Consider the following 16,675-nt stretch of genomic DNA (forward strand, 5'->3'; position numbering starts at 1 on the left):
ACACAACAATAGAATGCGAAAGGTGAAGGTGAGAGATTATGTACGAAATGAAAGATGAATATCTGACGGGAATCCAGCAGATAGACGAGGAACATAAGGTGCTTTTTGAGATCGCAGAAGAAATATATCAGTTATGCGTGAATGATTTTGTGCCGGATAAGTATGATCATATTACTGAATTAATTCGGCGGTTAAGAGATTATGCAGCATTTCATTTCAAGAGTGAAGAAGACTATATGGAAAGCATTCAATATAAAAAGATGTTTACCCAGAAAGTTCAGCATGATTCATTTATACGTAAGCTGGATAGCATGGATCTGGATATTGTGGATGCAAATCAAACGGAAACAATAGAAAGTCTGTTGAAATTCATTACCGATTGGTTGATAGAACATATCTTAGAGACCGATAAACAAATTGCAGAATAATACAATATATCCCCTGACAGTATCGAAAGTAGGATGCGGGCAGGGGATAATTTTTATTATGGAATAGGAAAGATTCTATTATAATTGGAACCGAGAGAGGATTTCATTCTTTGTACTGTTTACAGAGCCTTGCACCATTTCTTTGCTCCCGCCGCCTTTGGCTTGTAGTTGTTGTCTCAACATTTCATTTACAGGACGTACATCCTCCGTTTTAGAAGCAATAATATAGCGGTAGCCGGAAGCATCATCGCCGGAAAAAATACTGCAGATCCCGGAACATTTTTCAATGAGTAAGTTCACATATTTCCTATGGGTGGATGCCTCCATATCCGATTCAAACAAGCAGATATCTTTCGTATCTTCCGTAATCTGAGCTACTTTTAATTCGGTAAGGGTATCTTGTAAATCCATTATCTGCCCCCTTAGCGAGAAGTTTTCCTCTTTTAAGCGTTCTACTGCCTGTGCGATCAGTTCCGGTTTGGCGGATAGAAGTGCAGAGATGGTATCAGTCTGCTTCTGCTTATTTCTATAGTCCATAAGCGCACGGCTGCCGCAAAGAATGCTGATGCGGATGCCTCCCCGATGTCTGAAGGAATCAATTATCTTGATAATACCTATTTCTCCTGTTCTTTTTATATGAGGAGCACAGCATGCACATACGTCATATCCCGGAAATGTAACGATGCGAACCGGTTCATTGAGTTCGATTTTACTGCGATAGTTCAGGGCGGATAATACTTCTGTGGAAGGATATTCGGCTATCGTCTCTATGTTACGGTAGATTACATCGTTGGCAAGAATCTCTATCATATCGAGCTGTTCTTTTTCCAGAAATCCATTGAAGTCCAGGGTAACTGCCTGGGAACCAAGGTGAAAACCCACATTATCATAACCGAAATGGGAATGAATCAGCCCAGACATAATATGTTCGCCGGAGTGCTGTTGCATATTGGAATAACGAGAGGCCCAATCGATCTTTCCTAAAACGGATAGACCCGGATGAAAAGGGGAATCGGTAATATGCGTAATAATACCGTCTTTAATCTGTACATCTATTACCTTGGCCTCATTCAATATTCCGGTATCCGCATCTTGTCCCCCTTCTTCAGGGAAAAATAATGTCCGATCTAAAATAACCTTATAAAGAACTTCTGATGAACTCTTATCCTCACCTGAAACGGGATGGCAAGAGAGTACCGTGGCTGTAAATTCTGTCTGATAAGCATCTGTATCATAAAGTTTGATTGTTTTTTCCATAATAAAAGTAACTCTGCCTTTCTTTATTAAAATTATAAACAAGGTTATCATACCTTGTTATACTTTGGTATGCAAGATATAAAATGAGATTAGAAGAGACTGTGGGTGAAGAACTTGACATTATTGCAAAATAAGAGCAAAATACAAAGGTATACCATGGCCGCTTGCGGACAAGGTATAATATTTAAACAGTATTATACTGCGCCGAGCAAAGCGAGTGTGCAAAAGGCATACCGCAGCCGCTTGCGGCTAAGGTATATGATAAGAGAGAAGAAGGAGAATATTTGATAATGACTAAAATAGATATTGTATCCGGTTTTCTTGGTGCCGGTAAGACAACGTTGATAAAGAAGCTGTTAAAAGAGGCTTTGGCGAATACAAAGGTAGTACTGATTGAAAATGAGTTCGGAGAGATTGGCATTGATGGCGGTTTCTTAAAAGAAGCGGGAATTGAAATTAAAGAAATGAACTCCGGCTGTATCTGCTGTTCTTTGGTCGGTGACTTTGGAACTTCTTTAAAAGAGGTATTAAAGACTTATGAACCGGAACGGATTCTTATCGAACCGTCAGGCGTTGGTAAGCTTTCCGATGTTATGAAGGCGGTACAGGAGGTAGTGGCAGAAAATGAAGTGGAATTAAACAGTGCAGTAGCTGTAGTGGATGCCACGAAATGCAGAATGTATATTAAGAATTTCGGTGAATTCTTCGTTAATCAAATAGAACATGCGGGAACAATAATCTTGAGCCGTACGGGGAAACTCAGTGAAGAGAAGCTGGCGGCTAATGTAGCCCTTATCAGAGAATATAATGAGAAGGCAGTGATTGTGACGACTCCCTGGGAGGAGCTCGAAGGTGCGGATATTCTTGCGACAATAGAAGGTGCGAAGAATCTTGAAGCAGAATTGATGGAAGAAGTGCGGAGAGGATATGAGAGCCATAATCATCATGAGCATGATGAGAACTGTGGCTGCCATGAACATCATGGACACTCCCATAATCATGAGGAGCATCATCATGAGCATGATAAGAACTGTGGTTGTCATGAACATCATGAACACTCTCATAATCAAGAGGGAAGCTGCGGTTGTCACGGTGACCATCACGACCATCATCATCATGACCACGGTGAAAATTGTGGTTGCGGCTGTCATGATCATGAACATGCCCATAGCCACGAAGGGCATCATCATGCTGATGATGTCTTCGTAAGCTGGGGAATGGAAACAGCAGCGGCATATGATAAAGCTAAGATAGAAGGGGTACTTGAAAGCTTGGAAGAGGAAGAGCAATATGGAATCGTTCTTCGTGCCAAAGGTATGGTGCCTGCCGGAGATGGAACATGGATTTATTTTGATTATGTGCCCGGTGAGTTCGATATACGGACAGGCCGTCCTGATGTGACCGGTAAAATTTGTGTGATCGGATCAGGGCTGAATGAGGATAATTTAAAAAGGCTGTTTGAGAAGGCTTAGAAATAACTGTGAGGGTAGTGAACAGTTACAATAATAGAAAAGATGGAGACATATGAAATGAAACCAGTCTATATCATAAATGGATTTTTGGAAAGCGGCAAGACAGAATTTATTATTTATACACTGGAGCAGCCGTACTTTCAGGCGAAGGGCAGAACGTTACTTCTTTTGTGTGAAGAGGGAGAAAATGAATACGATGAGCTTCTGCTTAAGATGAGCAGAACAGACTTGGAATTGATAGAGAATGAAGAAGATTTCAATCCCTCATATTTGCTCGAGCTGGAAAAAAGATATAAGCCGGAGCGTATTATTGTGGAATATAATGGTATGTGGAATTATAAAGATATGAAACTGCCGTGGCATTGGTCTATTGAACAGCAGGTAACAACTATCGATGCATCTACTTTTCCTATGTATTTCAACAATATGAAATCGCTGTTAGCGGAGATGGTACGGAAATCAGAACTGATTATTTTCAACCGCTGTGATGATGTGGAAGATTTAAACAGCTACAAGAGAAATATTAAGGCGATCAATCAGAAGGCGGAAATTGTATTCGAAGATTCCGAGGGTGAGATTGATGAAATTATGGAAGACGATTTGCCCTATAATCTAAATGATGAAATTATCGAACTGGATAACAACGGTTATGGTATCTGGTATCTGGACTCTTTGGATCATTTAGAACGTTACATTGGGAAAAAAGTGCGGTTTACGGCTATGGTACTGAAACCGGAGCAATTCCCCAAGGGATATTTTGTGCCCGGACGCATGGCGATGACTTGCTGTGCGGACGATATGGCTTTTCTCGGCTTTGCTTGCGAATATGATAAAGTAGGCAGCCTGACGGATAAACAGTGGGTCAAGGTGACGGCACTCGTTAAGAAAGAGTATTTTGCAGATTATAAAGGAGAAGGGCCGGTGCTTTCTGCTCTTAGAGTGGAGTTGACGAAGGCGCCGAAAGAAGAAGTGATTAGTTTTGTGTAACGATAATAAAGAATTACAGCAATTTAAAAAGAGAGTATTAGAGCTTGCAAGAAAATCCTATGAACACAATGTTTATATGTACATAGGATTTTTAAGCATGGCCGAGCAGGATGTCCTTTATGAAATGCAGCAAGAACTGAAAGGTATCCCTTATACGCTGTTTGGCGGTATGGAAGACTGCGAGCGGCGTATTTTACGTTTCGGCAGTGAAGAAAGCCTGGGGTATGCGGAAGAATTCCCTATCATCTGTTTGTTGGTTAAGCCTATGATTGAGAAGTTCGCAGATGATCTAACTCATAGGGATTTTCTTGGAGCGCTTATGAATCTTGGAATCGATAGAAGCACGATCGGAGATATCCTTATTCAAGGGAAAAATGCCTATATATTCTGTATGGATAAAATTGCGCCCTTCCTTATGGAGAACCTGGATAAGGTCAAGCATACTAATGTAAGATGTGAATCGGTAGAGGCGCAGACGAGCTTCCCGATGAAAGAACCGGAGTCCATTTCCTTTACGGTTTCATCGGAGAGGGCAGACGGTATTGTTGCGAAGGTATATAAATTATCGAGAAATCAGAGCTTATTGCTTTTTCGGGAGAAAAAGATATTTATAAACGGAAGAATAAATGAAAACAATAGCCATATACTGAAAAGCACAGATATGATTTCTGTACGTGGATATGGAAGGTTCGTTTATTACGGATGTGATTATGAAACAAAAAAAGGGAAATTGAGTGTATCGGCAGGGGTATATCGATAAAAGAGTTACATAATTACCTATAAACTTTACTTAGGAAGGGAGGAGTGACTATGTTTTCATATACTATGGCACAGTGGCTATTTTTCTTTTATTTTTATTGCTTTTTCGGATGGTGTTTCGAGTCAACGGTCGTTTCGGTTAAGGCGAAGCGGCTGGTAAATAGAGGATTCATGCGAGGGCCTTTTTTGCCCTTGTATGGCAGTGGTGCCATTATGATGCTTGTTGTATCCATGCCCTTTTCCCATAATCTGGGACTTACTTATGTGGCAGGGTGTATCGGTGCTACGGTACTGGAATATATTACAGGAATTATAATGGAGGCTCTGTTTAAAGTACGGTATTGGGACTATTCGGTCAAAAGGTTTAATTTTCGAGGATATATTTGCTTAACCTCCACGCTGGCATGGGGGGGATTAACTATTTTGATGACAAGGGTAGTACATAAGCCGATTGAGCAGTTAGTTCTTGATATTCCACATAATGTTCTTCTGCCTATAGTCTTCTTGCTAACGATATATATTGTAGCAGATTTCACCCTGTCCTTTAAAGCGGCAATCGATCTTCGCGAGATTCTTGTTAAATTGGATGCGGTTAAGGAAGAGTTGGAGCGAGTACAGAGACGTCTGGATATTATTATTGCTCTCGCCAGTGAAGGGCGTGAAGATAAGAAGCAGGAAAGAGGCAGTCGGCTGGATGAACTCATATCCAATATTGAAGAGCGCCTGAGCGGGCTTAGAGAGAGAGTTAAGAGCGGCGTTGTCGTATATCCTGAAAGTATGAGGGAAGAGATTATAGAATTATGGACGAAATATAAGGTCAGCCTGGAGAATAGCAGACAGATTAAAAACTTAATGGACATTTATAAAAGAGGTATCATTCGGGGCAATCCGACAATGGCTTCGAATAAGTTCAAGCATACGCTTCAGGAAATAAAAGAAGCAGTCAATGATAAATTGAAGAAATAAAATAGATATGAAAATACAAAAATTAATTATCTAGTACTAAAGTAATGGAATAATGAGACCGATATATAATTTGTAGTACCAAGGTACTATCGTAACATATGAAACGCATATCTCGAGAGGAGGTAATAGCATGAATTATGAAACATGGACGGTACAATCGGTAGTTGTTATTCCTCGGCCCAGGGATTATAAATCCGGGAAAGCAGTAAACGAAGGAAAAAAGGAAAAAAAGGTAACCGAAGAAAATAAAAGTTTCAGCGCGATACTGAAACAAGTAATGAGATAAAAATACACCTCCAATGTTAGTTATTTTCCAGCATTGGAGGTGTGTCTTATTATGCGCCTTTTCTATAAGTTCTTTCCATATTGTCTGAAGTATACTCATATAAATGATTTTTCAAAAGTTCCACATTACGTTTATGTCTCCTGAAAAGAGCAAGGAACTTATTATAGAACCAGAATGAATAAACTAAGACATGATTCATTTTACCGATTTTTTGTTTGGTAGTGAACATATACTGCTCTCCGCCGGCGGTGATGGTAACATCGCTTAAAAGGGCGTGTATTAAATCAGTTTCATTAGTTATCTGGGCATCGATCATGGCATAGCCCATACCTACGCTTTCTTCCCTATGGGAATCGCTGCCGCCTATGCCCGGCTTTCCGAATCGTTTGGCAAGTTCCTGCGCTGCTTTATTCGACAGGGGAGATTCACAAGCATTGTATGTTTCTACGAAATCGAATTTTGTCATAAGGTCACGGGACTTTTTGCCTCGTCTCGTATTCATCAGACTTAAATATTTCTCGCCGCAAGGATGAGCAGGGCCGAGAATTCCGCCGAAATGGTGGACGATATCGATGAGAAGATTCACGGGGAGGCCCCGAAGTTCCAAGAGAGGGAGATTGACTCCGGTTGGCATAATGATAATAATATGTCCGGCATCAATTGTATCGTATTCAATACCCTTCAATACAACGAAATCGTTGAAAGCGCTGTCTTTGCTGTGCTTTTTATAATAGCGGTATGCCTTATAGGAGTTGTGATCGGTAATGAGCATACCGTGATATCCTTTTTCACGAAGCTTACAGGCCGCATCGCGTAAGGGGATTTTACCATCCAAAGAACCTTCTTTTGTATGGCAGTGCATATCTAATTTCAAAAATGTACCTTCCTTCCATAACCGAAAAAATAGATTTTAACAGTAAAATAAATAGTAAGTCTTTAACACCTACCTTCACATTGTACCCTAAATTAACGATATGTAAATATGTTTTTGAATTTTTATTTTTTATTTCAAAAGGTCTTATTAGATTAAATAAGAATTATCGTTAATATTCAATTGTTGCATAGAATGCTCGACCACTTCCTTATATTCATCGAGTAAAAGCTTAATTTCCTGAAGTTTCTCAGGTGTTGCCCGGTAGATAGGGAGAGCAATACTAGTTGATGCAATGATAGAATCTCCATTACAAAGAGGTACAGCTACACATTGGATTCCCTCAGTCAGTTCAGAATATTCGTAGGCATAGCCGCTTCGTTTCACTTCTTCCAATTCCTTACATAAACAGTCGAAGGAGGTTATGGTAGTAGGAGTATAGGCAGTCAGTCCATTGGGATATAGCTGTTGTAGTTCATTCTTACTGAGCGGATAAATGAGAGCTTTTCCAATGCCGGTACAGTATGCAGGAAGACGCTGACCGATATGGGAACGAAGCATGATAGCATTTTCGGATGCTATTTTGGCAATATAGAGTACGCTGTCGCCGGAAAGAATGCCGAGGTGGCACGTTTCATGGCAGGAATCCACGAGTTTTTGCATATTGCTTTTAATAATATCATAAATCGGACGGTCGCTTTTATAAGCACTCCCGGTCAGATATGCCTGGGGACCTATCCGGTATTTGCCAGAAGTTGTTTCCAATTGAATGAAACCTCTGTTTTGCATGGTATGTATAATAGGAAAGAGGCTGCTTTTGGGAGCAGTCAGTAAGGTGGATATTTCCGTAAGGGAGTATCCGCTGCTGTTTTGTGATAACAATTTAAGTATATCTAGTACCCGCTCGGTTGAACGGTGTCCGTTATTGCTCATTTGAAAGTCCTCCATATGTGTTTCTGTATTATAGCAAAAGATAATAGTTTGTACAATAAGTAATATATGCGTTCATTATAAAATGAAATTAAAAATTAGGTAAAAATCACTAAAAAAAATAGAAGGATATTATTGACTTTATATGTTTTGCGTGATATAAATAAAATATGGTTCGGTAATATAAACTAGTCCTTATATACGAACGGAAAGTGGGTGGATGGAAAAGTAAAATGGAAAGAGAAGAAGTAAGACAAATCAAGCAAAATGTAATGGAGAAGAAAATTATTGCTATTGTAAGAGGACTGAAGAGAGAAGATTGTATGAAGCTTGCAGAAGCATTGTATGAAGGCGGTATTAATATGATAGAAGTGACTTTTGATCAGACTTGTCAAGATAACAACTATCAGAATACTGTGGAATCCATTCATGCGATTGCGCAGGAATACGAAGGGCGGATCTATGTAGGAGCAGGTACTGTGTTGAATCGAAGTCAAGTAGATTTGGCTAAGAGTGCCGGTGCAAAGTACATTATCACGCCATCTACAGATGTAGATGTGATTCGATATGCAAAGGAGCAAGGGCTGGTAGCTATGCCCGGTGCGATGACCCCCTCGGAGGTAGTGACGGCTTATGCTGCGGGTGCGGATTTCGTGAAGATATTCCCTTCGGATAATTTAGGCGCATCGTATATTAAGGCGTTGAAAGCACCTTTGAAGCATATACCGATGCTTGCGGTAGGTGGAGTAAATGAAAAGAATGTAGCAGAATTTATGAAAGCAGGGGCAGTAGGAGCAGGAGTCGGCGGCAACCTGGTAAATGCGGAATGGATAAAGCACGGTGAATTTTCAAAGATCACTGAGCTTGCAAAGGAAATGATGAAAAATGCATGTCAGTAGCTGCTAACATATGAAGCAACTATCAATATCGTTAAAAAGGAGTAAAAAAATGGCAAGAGTTGTATGTTTCGGAGAAGTTATGCTTAGATTGAATCCGCAGGGATATTTGCGTTTTGTGCAGGCGGATAAATTCGAAGCATCCTATGCAGGAGGAGAAGCCAATGTTGCTGTCTCTTTAGCTAATTATGGGCATGAAGCATCTTTTGTATCCAAGTTTCCAGCTAATGAAATTGGACAGAGTGGGATCAATGAGCTTAGAAGATACGGAGTGGATACTAAAGATATTGTAATAGGAGGACCTCGCCTGGGAATCTATTTTGTAGAAAAAGGGGCTTCCCAAAGACCATCAAAAGTAATTTATGACCGTGCCGGATCTTCCATTGCACTTGCGCGGAAAGAGGACTTTGATTGGGATAAAATATTCGAAGGAGCACAGTGGCTTCATTTTACAGGAATCACACCTGCTCTGGGCGGTGAAAATCCTGAAATCTGTCTGGAAGCATGTAAGGCAGCAAAGGCAAAAGGATTAAAGGTGAGCTGTGATTTGAACTATAGAAAGAAGCTTTGGACCAATGAGAAGGCCGGAGAAGTAATGGCTAAGCTGATGGAATATGTAGATGTCTGCATCGCAAATGAAGAAGATGCTGCGGATGTATTTGGAATACACGCAGAAGGTACGGACATCAATACCGGAAAGATTTCTAAAGAGGGATATATCAGTGTAGCAAAGAAACTTCAGGAGAAGTTCGGTCTCGAATATGTAGCGATTACACTTAGGGGAAGTCTGTCAGCAACAGACAATAAGTGGGCGGCTATGCTTTACCATGAAGATAAAGCTTACTTCTCTAAAGAATATTTGGTACATATTGTTGACAGGGTAGGGGGAGGAGATTCCTTTGGCGGAGGTTTGATTCACTCACTGCTGAAAGGGAAAGAGTCTCAGGAAGCAATTGAATTCGCAGTTGCAGCTTCGTGTCTGAAACATTCGATCGAACACGACTTCAATTTGGTGGCAGAGGCGGAGGTTGAATCCCTCGCAAAAGGAAATGCATCCGGTAGAGTACAAAGATAAAATTTCATAATCCCCTTGTAATTTGAGCGTCAATATGATTTAATAACGATGCATTGACAAAAAATATAGGGGGACTTTATGAGAGATAAAGCACAAATTGCTTATAACATAATAAAAGACAAGATTCTGAAAGGAGAACTTCCTCCGCTGAGCGATATATCGGAAGAAAGTCTTCAGGATGAATTGGATATCAGCAGAACTCCTGTGAGAGAAGCGATCCAAAAGCTGAAAAAAGAAGGTTTTGTATATATATATTCAAGAAAGGGGACTATCGTATCAGATATTACGGTAGACCTGACAAAATCTATTTATGAAGTACGTGCCTTAAATGAACCTTATGCGGCGAGGGGTGCATGCGGTAAGATACCGAGAGAAAGATTGCTTCGTATGAGGGAAGCCTGGATGGTACCACCGGCGGATTCGGTCATGGAGGAGCAGAGGGACTATTTTATTAACTTGGATCGGGATCTGCACAATATGATTCTTGAATATACGGATAATAAATTTCTAAAGGATATGCTGCAAGTGGTGAATGACCATAGTCATAGAATCCGGTTAAGGATATCTAAAAGAAATAGACAGTACGGCAGTTCCATAAAGGATCATATCGAAATTATAGAAGCTTTTTTGGAGGAGGATGCCGACAGGATAGAGCAAAGGGTCAGACATCATATAGAACATGCAATTAATGAGGCATTTGAATATTTGTAATGGATTAAAAATTTTTAGCATCACTGATATATCAGAAGTACACAACAAGAATATATAGGAAATTAATATAACAAAATAAAGGAGAGATAGAATGAAAAAGAAAATACTTGCATTAACATTATCATTGACAATGCTCGCAGCAGTTATGACAGGATGCGGTCAGTCAGCAGCCGGTGGAACAACAGCGGCAAATGAGGAGCAGAAAACAGAGACAGAAGCAGCGGATATGGCAGCAGAGGTAGAAGTTGTTATTCAATTCGGACATGATAATAACGAGGGAGATCCGGTTCAGGAAGCCGCAAAATATTGGGCGGAAAGATTGAGTGAAGTATCCGGTGGAACGATGAAGTTGGAAGTATTCCCTTCCGGTCAGCTCGGATCCAAGAGCGATTTGATCGATCAGATTCTCGCAGGCGATTCTGTAGTTTGTATCGGCAATGGCCCGTTCCTGGCGGACAGAGGAGCTCCGGATCTTGGAATTATGCAGGCGCCTTACCTGTTTGAGACATGGGAAGAACTGGATACATTAGTTGCCAGCGACTGGTGGGCAGAGCAGATGACACAGTTGGAAGGTGCCGGCTTAAAAGTAATCGCAGGAAACTGGAGATATGGGGTAAGACATACGATCACCACTAAGCCCGTAACAAGCCCGGAAGATATAAAAGGTATGAAGATACGTACGCAGGGATCTACGGTACACGTAAAAGGATTTGAAGTATTAGGCGCAGCACCCACACCCATGCCGTTAACAGAGGTATATACATCCTTATCTCAGGGAACCATAGATGGATTAGAGAATCCCTTGTCCGTAATCTACAGCGGCAAGTTCCAGGAAGTAGCTAAGAACCTGATGTTAGACGGACATATCAGAGATTTATCCCAGATTGTTATTTCCAATGATTTCTTCAATTCTTTGACAGAAGAGCAGCAGGGATGGTTGTTGCAGACAGCACAGGAAGCCGGAGAGCGTCAGAATGAACTGGCAGCGATAGCGGACGAAGAGAGCTTGCAGAAATTAAAAGACGAAGGCGTTACCGTGACAGAAGTTGATTTCGGTGCGTTTAGAACAGCGGCAGAACCTTTTTATGAAGATACTACACTTACTGGTGCATGGTCAGATGGATTGGTTGACAGAGTAAAAGAAATTATCGGTCAGTAAGCAGGAGGGCTCCGTAAGGAAGCGGGTTACGGAGCCCTATTCGAAAGGATGTGAAACTATGGGGCAAAATAAGAAATTAGACAGGATATTGGGAATTGATTATTGTATTTCGGGTGTCTGCCTTATTTTATTAGTTTGTGTTACCTTTTTTGGCGTAATATGGCGCTACTTTTTAAATTCTCCCTTTATATGGCAGGAGGAAGTACAGCTCGGTTTAATTACATGGGTTATTTATTTCGGAGCGAGCGCAGCATTTAGAAACGGAAGTCATATTGCTATCGATATGATAGTGGATATGTTCCCGGAAAAGATGCAGAAAGTAATGGATGTTATTATCTATATCGTTTCTATGGGCGTGCTTGGATTTATATTTATCAATGGAATATCTTTGGTGCAACAGTTTATCAGAACCTCCCGGGTGACTAATATCTTAAGAATACCCACGCAGTATATTTATATGGCTATTCCGATCGGTTGTGTGCTGATGGCGGTAAGCTATACGATTTATCTTATAAGAGATTTTAAAGGATTAAATATCGAAGAGGAAGAGGAGGACAAGTGATGGAATTGAATGTTGTAGTATTAGCGGTCATCGTATTATTAGTATGCTTGTTCCTGAAGGTTCCGGTGTTCGTATCTATTCTGGCAGGCTGCGTTACTTATTTTGCCATTGCCTCGAATGTTTCCAGTCTCATTATCGTTCAGAGAATTGTTGCGGGTACGGAAAGTATTCCTCTTTTAGCAGTCCCCTTCTTCGTTTGTGCGGGTGTGCTGATGAATTACTCCGGGGTGACGTCGAGAATTATGGACTTTTGTTCTGTAATAACAGGACGTATGACAGGAGGACTGGCACAAGTAAACGTACTCCTTTCCACATTGATGGGAGGGTTGTCCGGCTCTAATCTTGCCGATGCGGCTATGCAATCGAAAATGCTCGTGCCGGAAATGGAGAAAAAAGGATTTTCCAAGGAATTTTCTTCTGTAGTAACAGCGACTTCTTCCATGATTACCCCCCTGATTCCGCCCGGAATCGGAATGATCATTTACGCTTCCGTAACCAATTTATCGGTCGGAAAGCTGTTTATATCCGGTATCGGAGTGGGAGCTACCTTATGTATTTCATTAATGATATTGGTACGTTTCATTTCGAAAAAGAGAGGATATGTGCCGATTCGTACAGAGAGAGCATCTTTTCAGGAACTTTGGAAAGCATTAAAAGGAGCTTTTTTACCGCTTTGCTTACCTATCGTCATTATCGGCGGTATCAGAATCGGCGTGTTCACCCCTACGGAGGCAGGAGCGGTTGCTATCGTGTACTCCATGGTACTAGGTTTCGTATATAAAAATCTGAATGTGAAGAATCTCGTTTCAGCGGTAAAAGAAACGGTATTAACAACGGCTTCTATTATGCTTATTGTAGGTGCTGCATCTGCGTTGAGCTGGATATTTACAAAAGAAATGATTCCTCAAACACTGACCAATTATATCGTAAATAGTATTTCTAATAAATATGTATTTATGATTATCGTGAACTTCTTCCTTATTATTGTAGGAATGTTTATCGAAGGTAATGCGATCAATATTATACTCGGTCCTTTGCTTGCACCGATAGCGGCAGCCTATGGAATTGACCCGATTCAGTTCGCAATGGTATTTATTTTCAATATTTCCATAGGTTCTCTTTCTCCTCCGATGGGTACCTTGATGTTCGTTACTTGCGGTATCACAAAATGTAAGATTAAGAACTTTATTAAAGAGGCAGTGCCTTTCTATTTGCTTCTTTTACTCGTTTTGTTACTGTTAACCTTTATCCCGGTCCTTACAACGGGACTCGTTACTCTGTTCTATTAAGATGGGAGGCAGTATATTGATTAAAGGATTGATGATTCATGAGAAGGATAATGTAATTGTTGCCATTGAACCGATAAAAGCCGGAGAAGAAATCCAATATAAAAGAAAAGATAATAGTGTGGGAGCTTTAAAGGTAAATGAAGATATTACTATTTATCATAAGCTTGCCCTTACGGATATTCCCGAAGGAGCCAGGCTGATTAAATACGGTCAGGTAATTGGGGTAGCCACACAGCCAATAGGAAGTGGCATGCATGTACATACCCATAACGTGAAAAGTGAAAAAGATTGATGGAAGGAGGGTGATGTGAAAATGAATTTTTATGGATACGAAAGAAGTGATGGTAAAGTAGGAGTGAGAAACCATGTTTTGATTCTGCCTGCGAGCGTTTGCGCTTCCGATACGGCAGAAATGATTGCCAGACAGGTGAGCGGAGCGGTATCCTTCCACAATCAAAATGGATGTTCCCAGGTGCCGTCTGACCAAATCCATACCATGAATATGATGGCAGGATATGCGGCGAACCCTAATGTATATGGAACCGTAGTTATATCTCTTGGCTGTGAGAACTGCCAGATGGATCTTGTGGTGGCGGAGATTAAGAAGCTGACCGATAAGCCGATAAAGACCCTGATTATTCAGGAAGAAGGCGGTACGATCAGAACCATGGAAAAGGGAGTGCGTTATGCAATGGAGATGGTGCAGGAAGCTTCTCTTTTACAAAAGAAGGAATTCCCTATCAGTAAGCTGATTGTAGGAACCGAATGCGGAGGCTCCGATCCCACCTCAGGGCTGGCAGCCAATCCGATGGTAGGTGAGATGTGCGACTTGCTCGTAGGAGAAGGCGGAACAGCAGTATTAAGCGAAACCACCGAATTCATCGGGGCGGAACATATCCTGGCTAAAAGAGCGGCGAATCCTGAGTTGGAAAAAGAAATATACCATATTATTAGCAGATATGAAGAAAGCTTGGAAATGGCGGGAGAAAAGGTACGTGCAGGCAATCCTTCCCCGGGGAATAAGGCGGGTGGAATTACTACGCTGGAAGAAAAATCCTTAGGCTGTATCCATAAGGGAGGCAGCACGCCGGTACAAGATGTGGTGGATTATGCGATGCCTATCGAGAGCAAAGGGCTTGTCATTATGGATACGCCGGGCAACGATCCTTCTTCCATCGCAGGCATGATAGCAGGGGGAGCACAGATTGTCGTATTCACCTCAGGACGGGGAACGCCTACGGGCAATCCGCTGGCACCTGTAATAAAAGTAACGGGTAACAGAGAGACCTATGCTATGATGCAGGATAATATTGATGTAGATGCCAGCCATGTGATTTATGGTCCGGAAAGCTTGGAAGAGCTTGGAGCCATGTTATTAGAAGAAGTAGTAGAAGTAGCGAAGGGAAAACTGACGAAAGCAGAAGTTCTCGGCTTTGTAGAAACATCGGTGCAAAGAGTTTGCAATTATGCGTAAGCGATAGATATTTATAGTGTGGATAAAATATCAGGATAATGGAATGTCTCAGATTATAATTTAGTCTGAGACATTTTTTATTCTATAGGAAACACATTGTTACATTAAAATATAAAAATATTGTTTAACTACTAAACAATATTGACTTATTAAAATATTTGTCCTATACTAAGTTAAGGAAACGTAGAAAAGCAAGTGAAAATCTCATCACCAAAAGTGATTTTAATAGATTTTCATAAAGCAATCTTTGCTTTTGTAACAGTGAGGGTACTGAACTGTTATAGTGGATTTATGAAAGGAATATGAGGCATAGATCATGAATTGTAGAGTAACAGAGAAAATATTTGAGGTCATGAGTATGATTACGGAAGAGCAAAAGAAACCGAGGGAATATGGCGGACAGCTTCTATATCATTCGGAAGTTGCTTTTCTGGACGTAGTTCAGCGTTTTCCTGAATTGAACGTCAGCGATATGTCGGATCTTCTGCGGATTACAAAAGGAGCCGTTACACAGGTTTCTGTCAAGCTATCCAAGAAAGGATTGCTGGAGATATACACGAAGGTTGGAAATAAGAAAGAAAAGTACTTTCGGCTGACGAGAGAGGGAGAGGAAGTCAGAAAGGAACATTTGAGCTTTCATGAAGAGTCCAATAGAAACCTGTGCGGCTATTTAAAGACCTTAAGTGAGGGTGAGATAGAGACAATCTTTGAATTTTTGAATCATTTAAAAAGTTGTGTTCCGTTTTGCGAATTTGATTGTATACACAAGCAACAAGATGAAAAAGAAGGAGAAAATGAACATGAGTCAGACATTGCTACACATAGACAATTTACATGCGACGCTTGAATCGGAGAAAGTAATTATTAATGGATTAGAGCTGAAGATAGATAAGGGAGAAATCCATGTGATTATGGGACCTAACGGTGCCGGGAAGTCCACACTTGCTAATGTGATTATGGGACATCCCGATTATTTAGTAAAAGGTGGAAGTATCTGCTGGAAAGGTGAAGATATTACGGATTTAGCGACCAACGAACGGGCGAAGAGGGGAGTCTTTTTATCTTTTCAGACACCGGAGGAAATCGATGGAATCACGATGAGAGATTTCCTGAAGTCTGCGAAAGCGGCTGTAGAAGGTAAACCCACATCTTTGTTCGCTTTCAGGAGACAGTTGGATGAGACACTGGATTTGCTTAAGATGGATAAGGCCTATGCGGACAGGTATGTAAACTTTGGGTTTTCAGGAGGGGAAAAGAAAAAAAGCGAGATTCTTCAACTTCTGATGATGAATCCTGAACTGGCTATTTTGGATGAAACCGATTCCGGTCTGGATGTGGATGCAGTGAAAACAGTGAGAGAGGGTATTGCCCATTATAAGAATCTGGATGAGGAACACTCTCTTTTGATTATTTCCCACAGTACGAAACTGTTGAAGGATTTGCCGGTGGATTATGTTCATGTTTTGGTAAACGGAAAAATAGTTTTTACCGGTGGAAAAGAGTTGATACAGAAAATTGACCGGGAAGGATTTGCAAGTTTCCTTTCGGAGTGA

19 protein-coding genes are annotated in these 16,675 nt (G+C 40.9%); 16 read left to right on the forward strand and 3 right to left on the reverse strand.

Annotated features, from left to right (window positions below; all coding sequences use genetic code 11):
• The first annotated feature begins 38 nt into the window (after positions 1 to 38).
• The gene (locus tag RBB56_RS14820; protein ID WP_306719731.1) at positions 39 to 428 is read left to right on the forward strand and encodes a bacteriohemerythrin; all 390 of its coding nucleotides are present in this window, start codon (positions 39 to 41) and stop codon (positions 426 to 428) included.
• Positions 429 to 506: 78 nt separating this feature from the next.
• On the opposite strand, the gene RBB56_RS14825 is transcribed toward RBB56_RS14820, so the two are convergent.
• A complete protein-coding gene (locus RBB56_RS14825; RefSeq protein ID WP_306719732.1) occupies positions 507 to 1,685 on the reverse strand; it encodes an alanyl-tRNA editing protein in 1,179 nt (392 codons plus the stop codon).
• A gap of 290 nt (positions 1,686 to 1,975) precedes the next feature.
• Here RBB56_RS14825 and RBB56_RS14830 point away from each other — a divergent pair, with 290 nt between their 5' ends.
• The 5 genes from RBB56_RS14830 (at position 1,976) to RBB56_RS14850 (ending at position 6,155) form a co-directional block, all read left to right on the forward strand.
• Entirely contained in the window at positions 1,976 to 3,157 is a 1,182-nt protein-coding gene (locus tag RBB56_RS14830) for a CobW family GTP-binding protein (RefSeq protein WP_306719733.1), read from the forward strand.
• 57 nt (positions 3,158 to 3,214) lie between these two features.
• On the forward strand, positions 3,215 to 4,144 hold the full coding sequence (locus RBB56_RS14835) for a TIGR03943 family putative permease subunit (protein WP_306719734.1): 930 nt from the start codon (positions 3,215 to 3,217) through the stop codon (positions 4,142 to 4,144).
• The gene (locus RBB56_RS14840) at positions 4,137 to 4,904 is read left to right on the forward strand and encodes a YlmH/Sll1252 family protein (protein ID WP_306719735.1); all 768 of its coding nucleotides are present in this window, start codon (positions 4,137 to 4,139) and stop codon (positions 4,902 to 4,904) included. Before RBB56_RS14835 ends, RBB56_RS14840 begins: the two co-directional genes overlap by 8 nt.
• 50 nt (positions 4,905 to 4,954) lie before the next feature.
• Entirely contained in the window at positions 4,955 to 5,869 is a 915-nt protein-coding gene (locus RBB56_RS14845; protein ID WP_306719736.1) for a putative ABC transporter permease, read from the forward strand.
• Between the two features lie 130 nt (positions 5,870 to 5,999).
• Positions 6,000 to 6,155, forward strand: a complete 156-nt coding sequence (locus RBB56_RS14850; RefSeq protein WP_306719737.1) for a hypothetical protein — start codon at positions 6,000 to 6,002, stop codon at positions 6,153 to 6,155.
• 49 nt (positions 6,156 to 6,204) lie between these two features.
• On the opposite strand, the gene RBB56_RS14855 is transcribed toward RBB56_RS14850, so the two are convergent.
• Both RBB56_RS14855 and RBB56_RS14860 read right to left on the reverse strand, forming a co-directional pair.
• On the reverse strand, positions 6,205 to 7,029 hold the full coding sequence (locus RBB56_RS14855; protein ID WP_306719738.1) for a PHP domain-containing protein: 825 nt from the start codon (positions 7,027 to 7,029) through the stop codon (positions 6,205 to 6,207).
• A gap of 147 nt (positions 7,030 to 7,176) precedes the next feature.
• Complete coding sequence (locus tag RBB56_RS14860; RefSeq protein WP_306719739.1) at positions 7,177 to 7,959, reverse strand: IclR family transcriptional regulator; 783 nt, start codon at positions 7,957 to 7,959, stop codon at positions 7,177 to 7,179.
• 230 nt (positions 7,960 to 8,189) lie between these two features.
• Here RBB56_RS14860 and RBB56_RS14865 point away from each other — a divergent pair, with 230 nt between their 5' ends.
• The 10 genes from RBB56_RS14865 to sufC all read left to right on the forward strand — a co-directional run bounded on the left by RBB56_RS14865 (position 8,190) and on the right by sufC (position 16,675).
• On the forward strand, positions 8,190 to 8,855 hold the full coding sequence (locus RBB56_RS14865) for a bifunctional 4-hydroxy-2-oxoglutarate aldolase/2-dehydro-3-deoxy-phosphogluconate aldolase (protein ID WP_306719740.1): 666 nt from the start codon (positions 8,190 to 8,192) through the stop codon (positions 8,853 to 8,855).
• A gap of 49 nt (positions 8,856 to 8,904) precedes the next feature.
• On the forward strand, positions 8,905 to 9,927 hold the full coding sequence (locus RBB56_RS14870; protein WP_306719741.1) for a sugar kinase: 1,023 nt from the start codon (positions 8,905 to 8,907) through the stop codon (positions 9,925 to 9,927).
• A gap of 78 nt (positions 9,928 to 10,005) precedes the next feature.
• Positions 10,006 to 10,638, forward strand: coding sequence for a GntR family transcriptional regulator (locus tag RBB56_RS14875; RefSeq protein WP_306719742.1), 633 nt, complete (start codon positions 10,006 to 10,008; stop codon positions 10,636 to 10,638).
• A gap of 91 nt (positions 10,639 to 10,729) precedes the next feature.
• Positions 10,730 to 11,797: a C4-dicarboxylate TRAP transporter substrate-binding protein gene (locus RBB56_RS14880; RefSeq protein ID WP_306719743.1), complete on the forward strand. Its 1,068-nt coding sequence runs from the start codon at positions 10,730 to 10,732 to the stop codon at positions 11,795 to 11,797.
• Between the two features lie 58 nt (positions 11,798 to 11,855).
• Positions 11,856 to 12,359: a TRAP transporter small permease gene (locus tag RBB56_RS14885; RefSeq protein WP_306719744.1), complete on the forward strand. Its 504-nt coding sequence runs from the start codon at positions 11,856 to 11,858 to the stop codon at positions 12,357 to 12,359.
• Positions 12,359 to 13,648, forward strand: coding sequence for a TRAP transporter large permease (locus RBB56_RS14890; RefSeq protein WP_306719745.1), 1,290 nt, complete (start codon positions 12,359 to 12,361; stop codon positions 13,646 to 13,648). Before RBB56_RS14885 ends, RBB56_RS14890 begins: the two co-directional genes overlap by 1 nt.
• 16 nt (positions 13,649 to 13,664) lie before the next feature.
• Positions 13,665 to 13,940, forward strand: coding sequence for a UxaA family hydrolase (locus RBB56_RS14895; RefSeq protein WP_306719746.1), 276 nt, complete (start codon positions 13,665 to 13,667; stop codon positions 13,938 to 13,940).
• A 21-nt stretch (positions 13,941 to 13,961) separates the two neighbouring features.
• On the forward strand, positions 13,962 to 15,122 hold the full coding sequence (locus tag RBB56_RS14900) for a UxaA family hydrolase (RefSeq protein ID WP_306722176.1): 1,161 nt from the start codon (positions 13,962 to 13,964) through the stop codon (positions 15,120 to 15,122).
• A gap of 316 nt (positions 15,123 to 15,438) precedes the next feature.
• The gene (locus tag RBB56_RS14905) at positions 15,439 to 15,969 is read left to right on the forward strand and encodes a MarR family winged helix-turn-helix transcriptional regulator (RefSeq protein ID WP_306719747.1); all 531 of its coding nucleotides are present in this window, start codon (positions 15,439 to 15,441) and stop codon (positions 15,967 to 15,969) included.
• The gene (sufC, locus tag RBB56_RS14910; protein ID WP_306719748.1) at positions 15,923 to 16,675 is read left to right on the forward strand and encodes a Fe-S cluster assembly ATPase SufC; all 753 of its coding nucleotides are present in this window, start codon (positions 15,923 to 15,925) and stop codon (positions 16,673 to 16,675) included. Before RBB56_RS14905 ends, sufC begins: the two co-directional genes overlap by 47 nt.

This window comes from Kineothrix sp. MB12-C1 (assembly GCF_030863805.1).
Lineage (GTDB): Bacteria > Bacillota > Clostridia > Lachnospirales > Lachnospiraceae > Kineothrix.

Bases quoted from the DNA above. Each gene is read 5' to 3' on its own strand.
- sufC (WP_306719748.1), top strand. From the start codon at position 15,923: ATGAGTCAGACATTGCTACACATAGACAATTTACATGCGACGCTTGAA.
- RBB56_RS14880 (WP_306719743.1), top strand. From the start codon at position 10,730: ATGAAAAAGAAAATACTTGCATTAACATTATCATTGACAATGCTCGCA.
- RBB56_RS14885 (WP_306719744.1), top strand. From the start codon at position 11,856: ATGGGGCAAAATAAGAAATTAGACAGGATATTGGGAATTGATTATTGT.
- RBB56_RS14835 (WP_306719734.1), top strand. From the start codon at position 3,215: ATGAAACCAGTCTATATCATAAATGGATTTTTGGAAAGCGGCAAGACA.
- RBB56_RS14905 (WP_306719747.1), top strand. From the start codon at position 15,439: ATGAATTGTAGAGTAACAGAGAAAATATTTGAGGTCATGAGTATGATT.
- RBB56_RS14825 (WP_306719732.1), bottom strand. From the start codon at position 1,685: ATGGAAAAAACAATCAAACTTTATGATACAGATGCTTATCAGACAGAA.
- RBB56_RS14850 (WP_306719737.1), top strand. From the start codon at position 6,000: ATGAATTATGAAACATGGACGGTACAATCGGTAGTTGTTATTCCTCGG.
- RBB56_RS14890 (WP_306719745.1), top strand. From the start codon at position 12,359: ATGGAATTGAATGTTGTAGTATTAGCGGTCATCGTATTATTAGTATGC.
- RBB56_RS14865 (WP_306719740.1), top strand. From the start codon at position 8,190: ATGGAAAGAGAAGAAGTAAGACAAATCAAGCAAAATGTAATGGAGAAG.
- RBB56_RS14845 (WP_306719736.1), top strand. From the start codon at position 4,955: ATGTTTTCATATACTATGGCACAGTGGCTATTTTTCTTTTATTTTTAT.
- RBB56_RS14820 (WP_306719731.1), top strand. From the start codon at position 39: ATGTACGAAATGAAAGATGAATATCTGACGGGAATCCAGCAGATAGAC.
- RBB56_RS14830 (WP_306719733.1), top strand. From the start codon at position 1,976: ATGACTAAAATAGATATTGTATCCGGTTTTCTTGGTGCCGGTAAGACA.
- RBB56_RS14900 (WP_306722176.1), top strand. From the start codon at position 13,962: ATGAATTTTTATGGATACGAAAGAAGTGATGGTAAAGTAGGAGTGAGA.
- RBB56_RS14870 (WP_306719741.1), top strand. From the start codon at position 8,905: ATGGCAAGAGTTGTATGTTTCGGAGAAGTTATGCTTAGATTGAATCCG.
- RBB56_RS14875 (WP_306719742.1), top strand. From the start codon at position 10,006: ATGAGAGATAAAGCACAAATTGCTTATAACATAATAAAAGACAAGATT.
- RBB56_RS14860 (WP_306719739.1), bottom strand. From the start codon at position 7,959: ATGAGCAATAACGGACACCGTTCAACCGAGCGGGTACTAGATATACTT.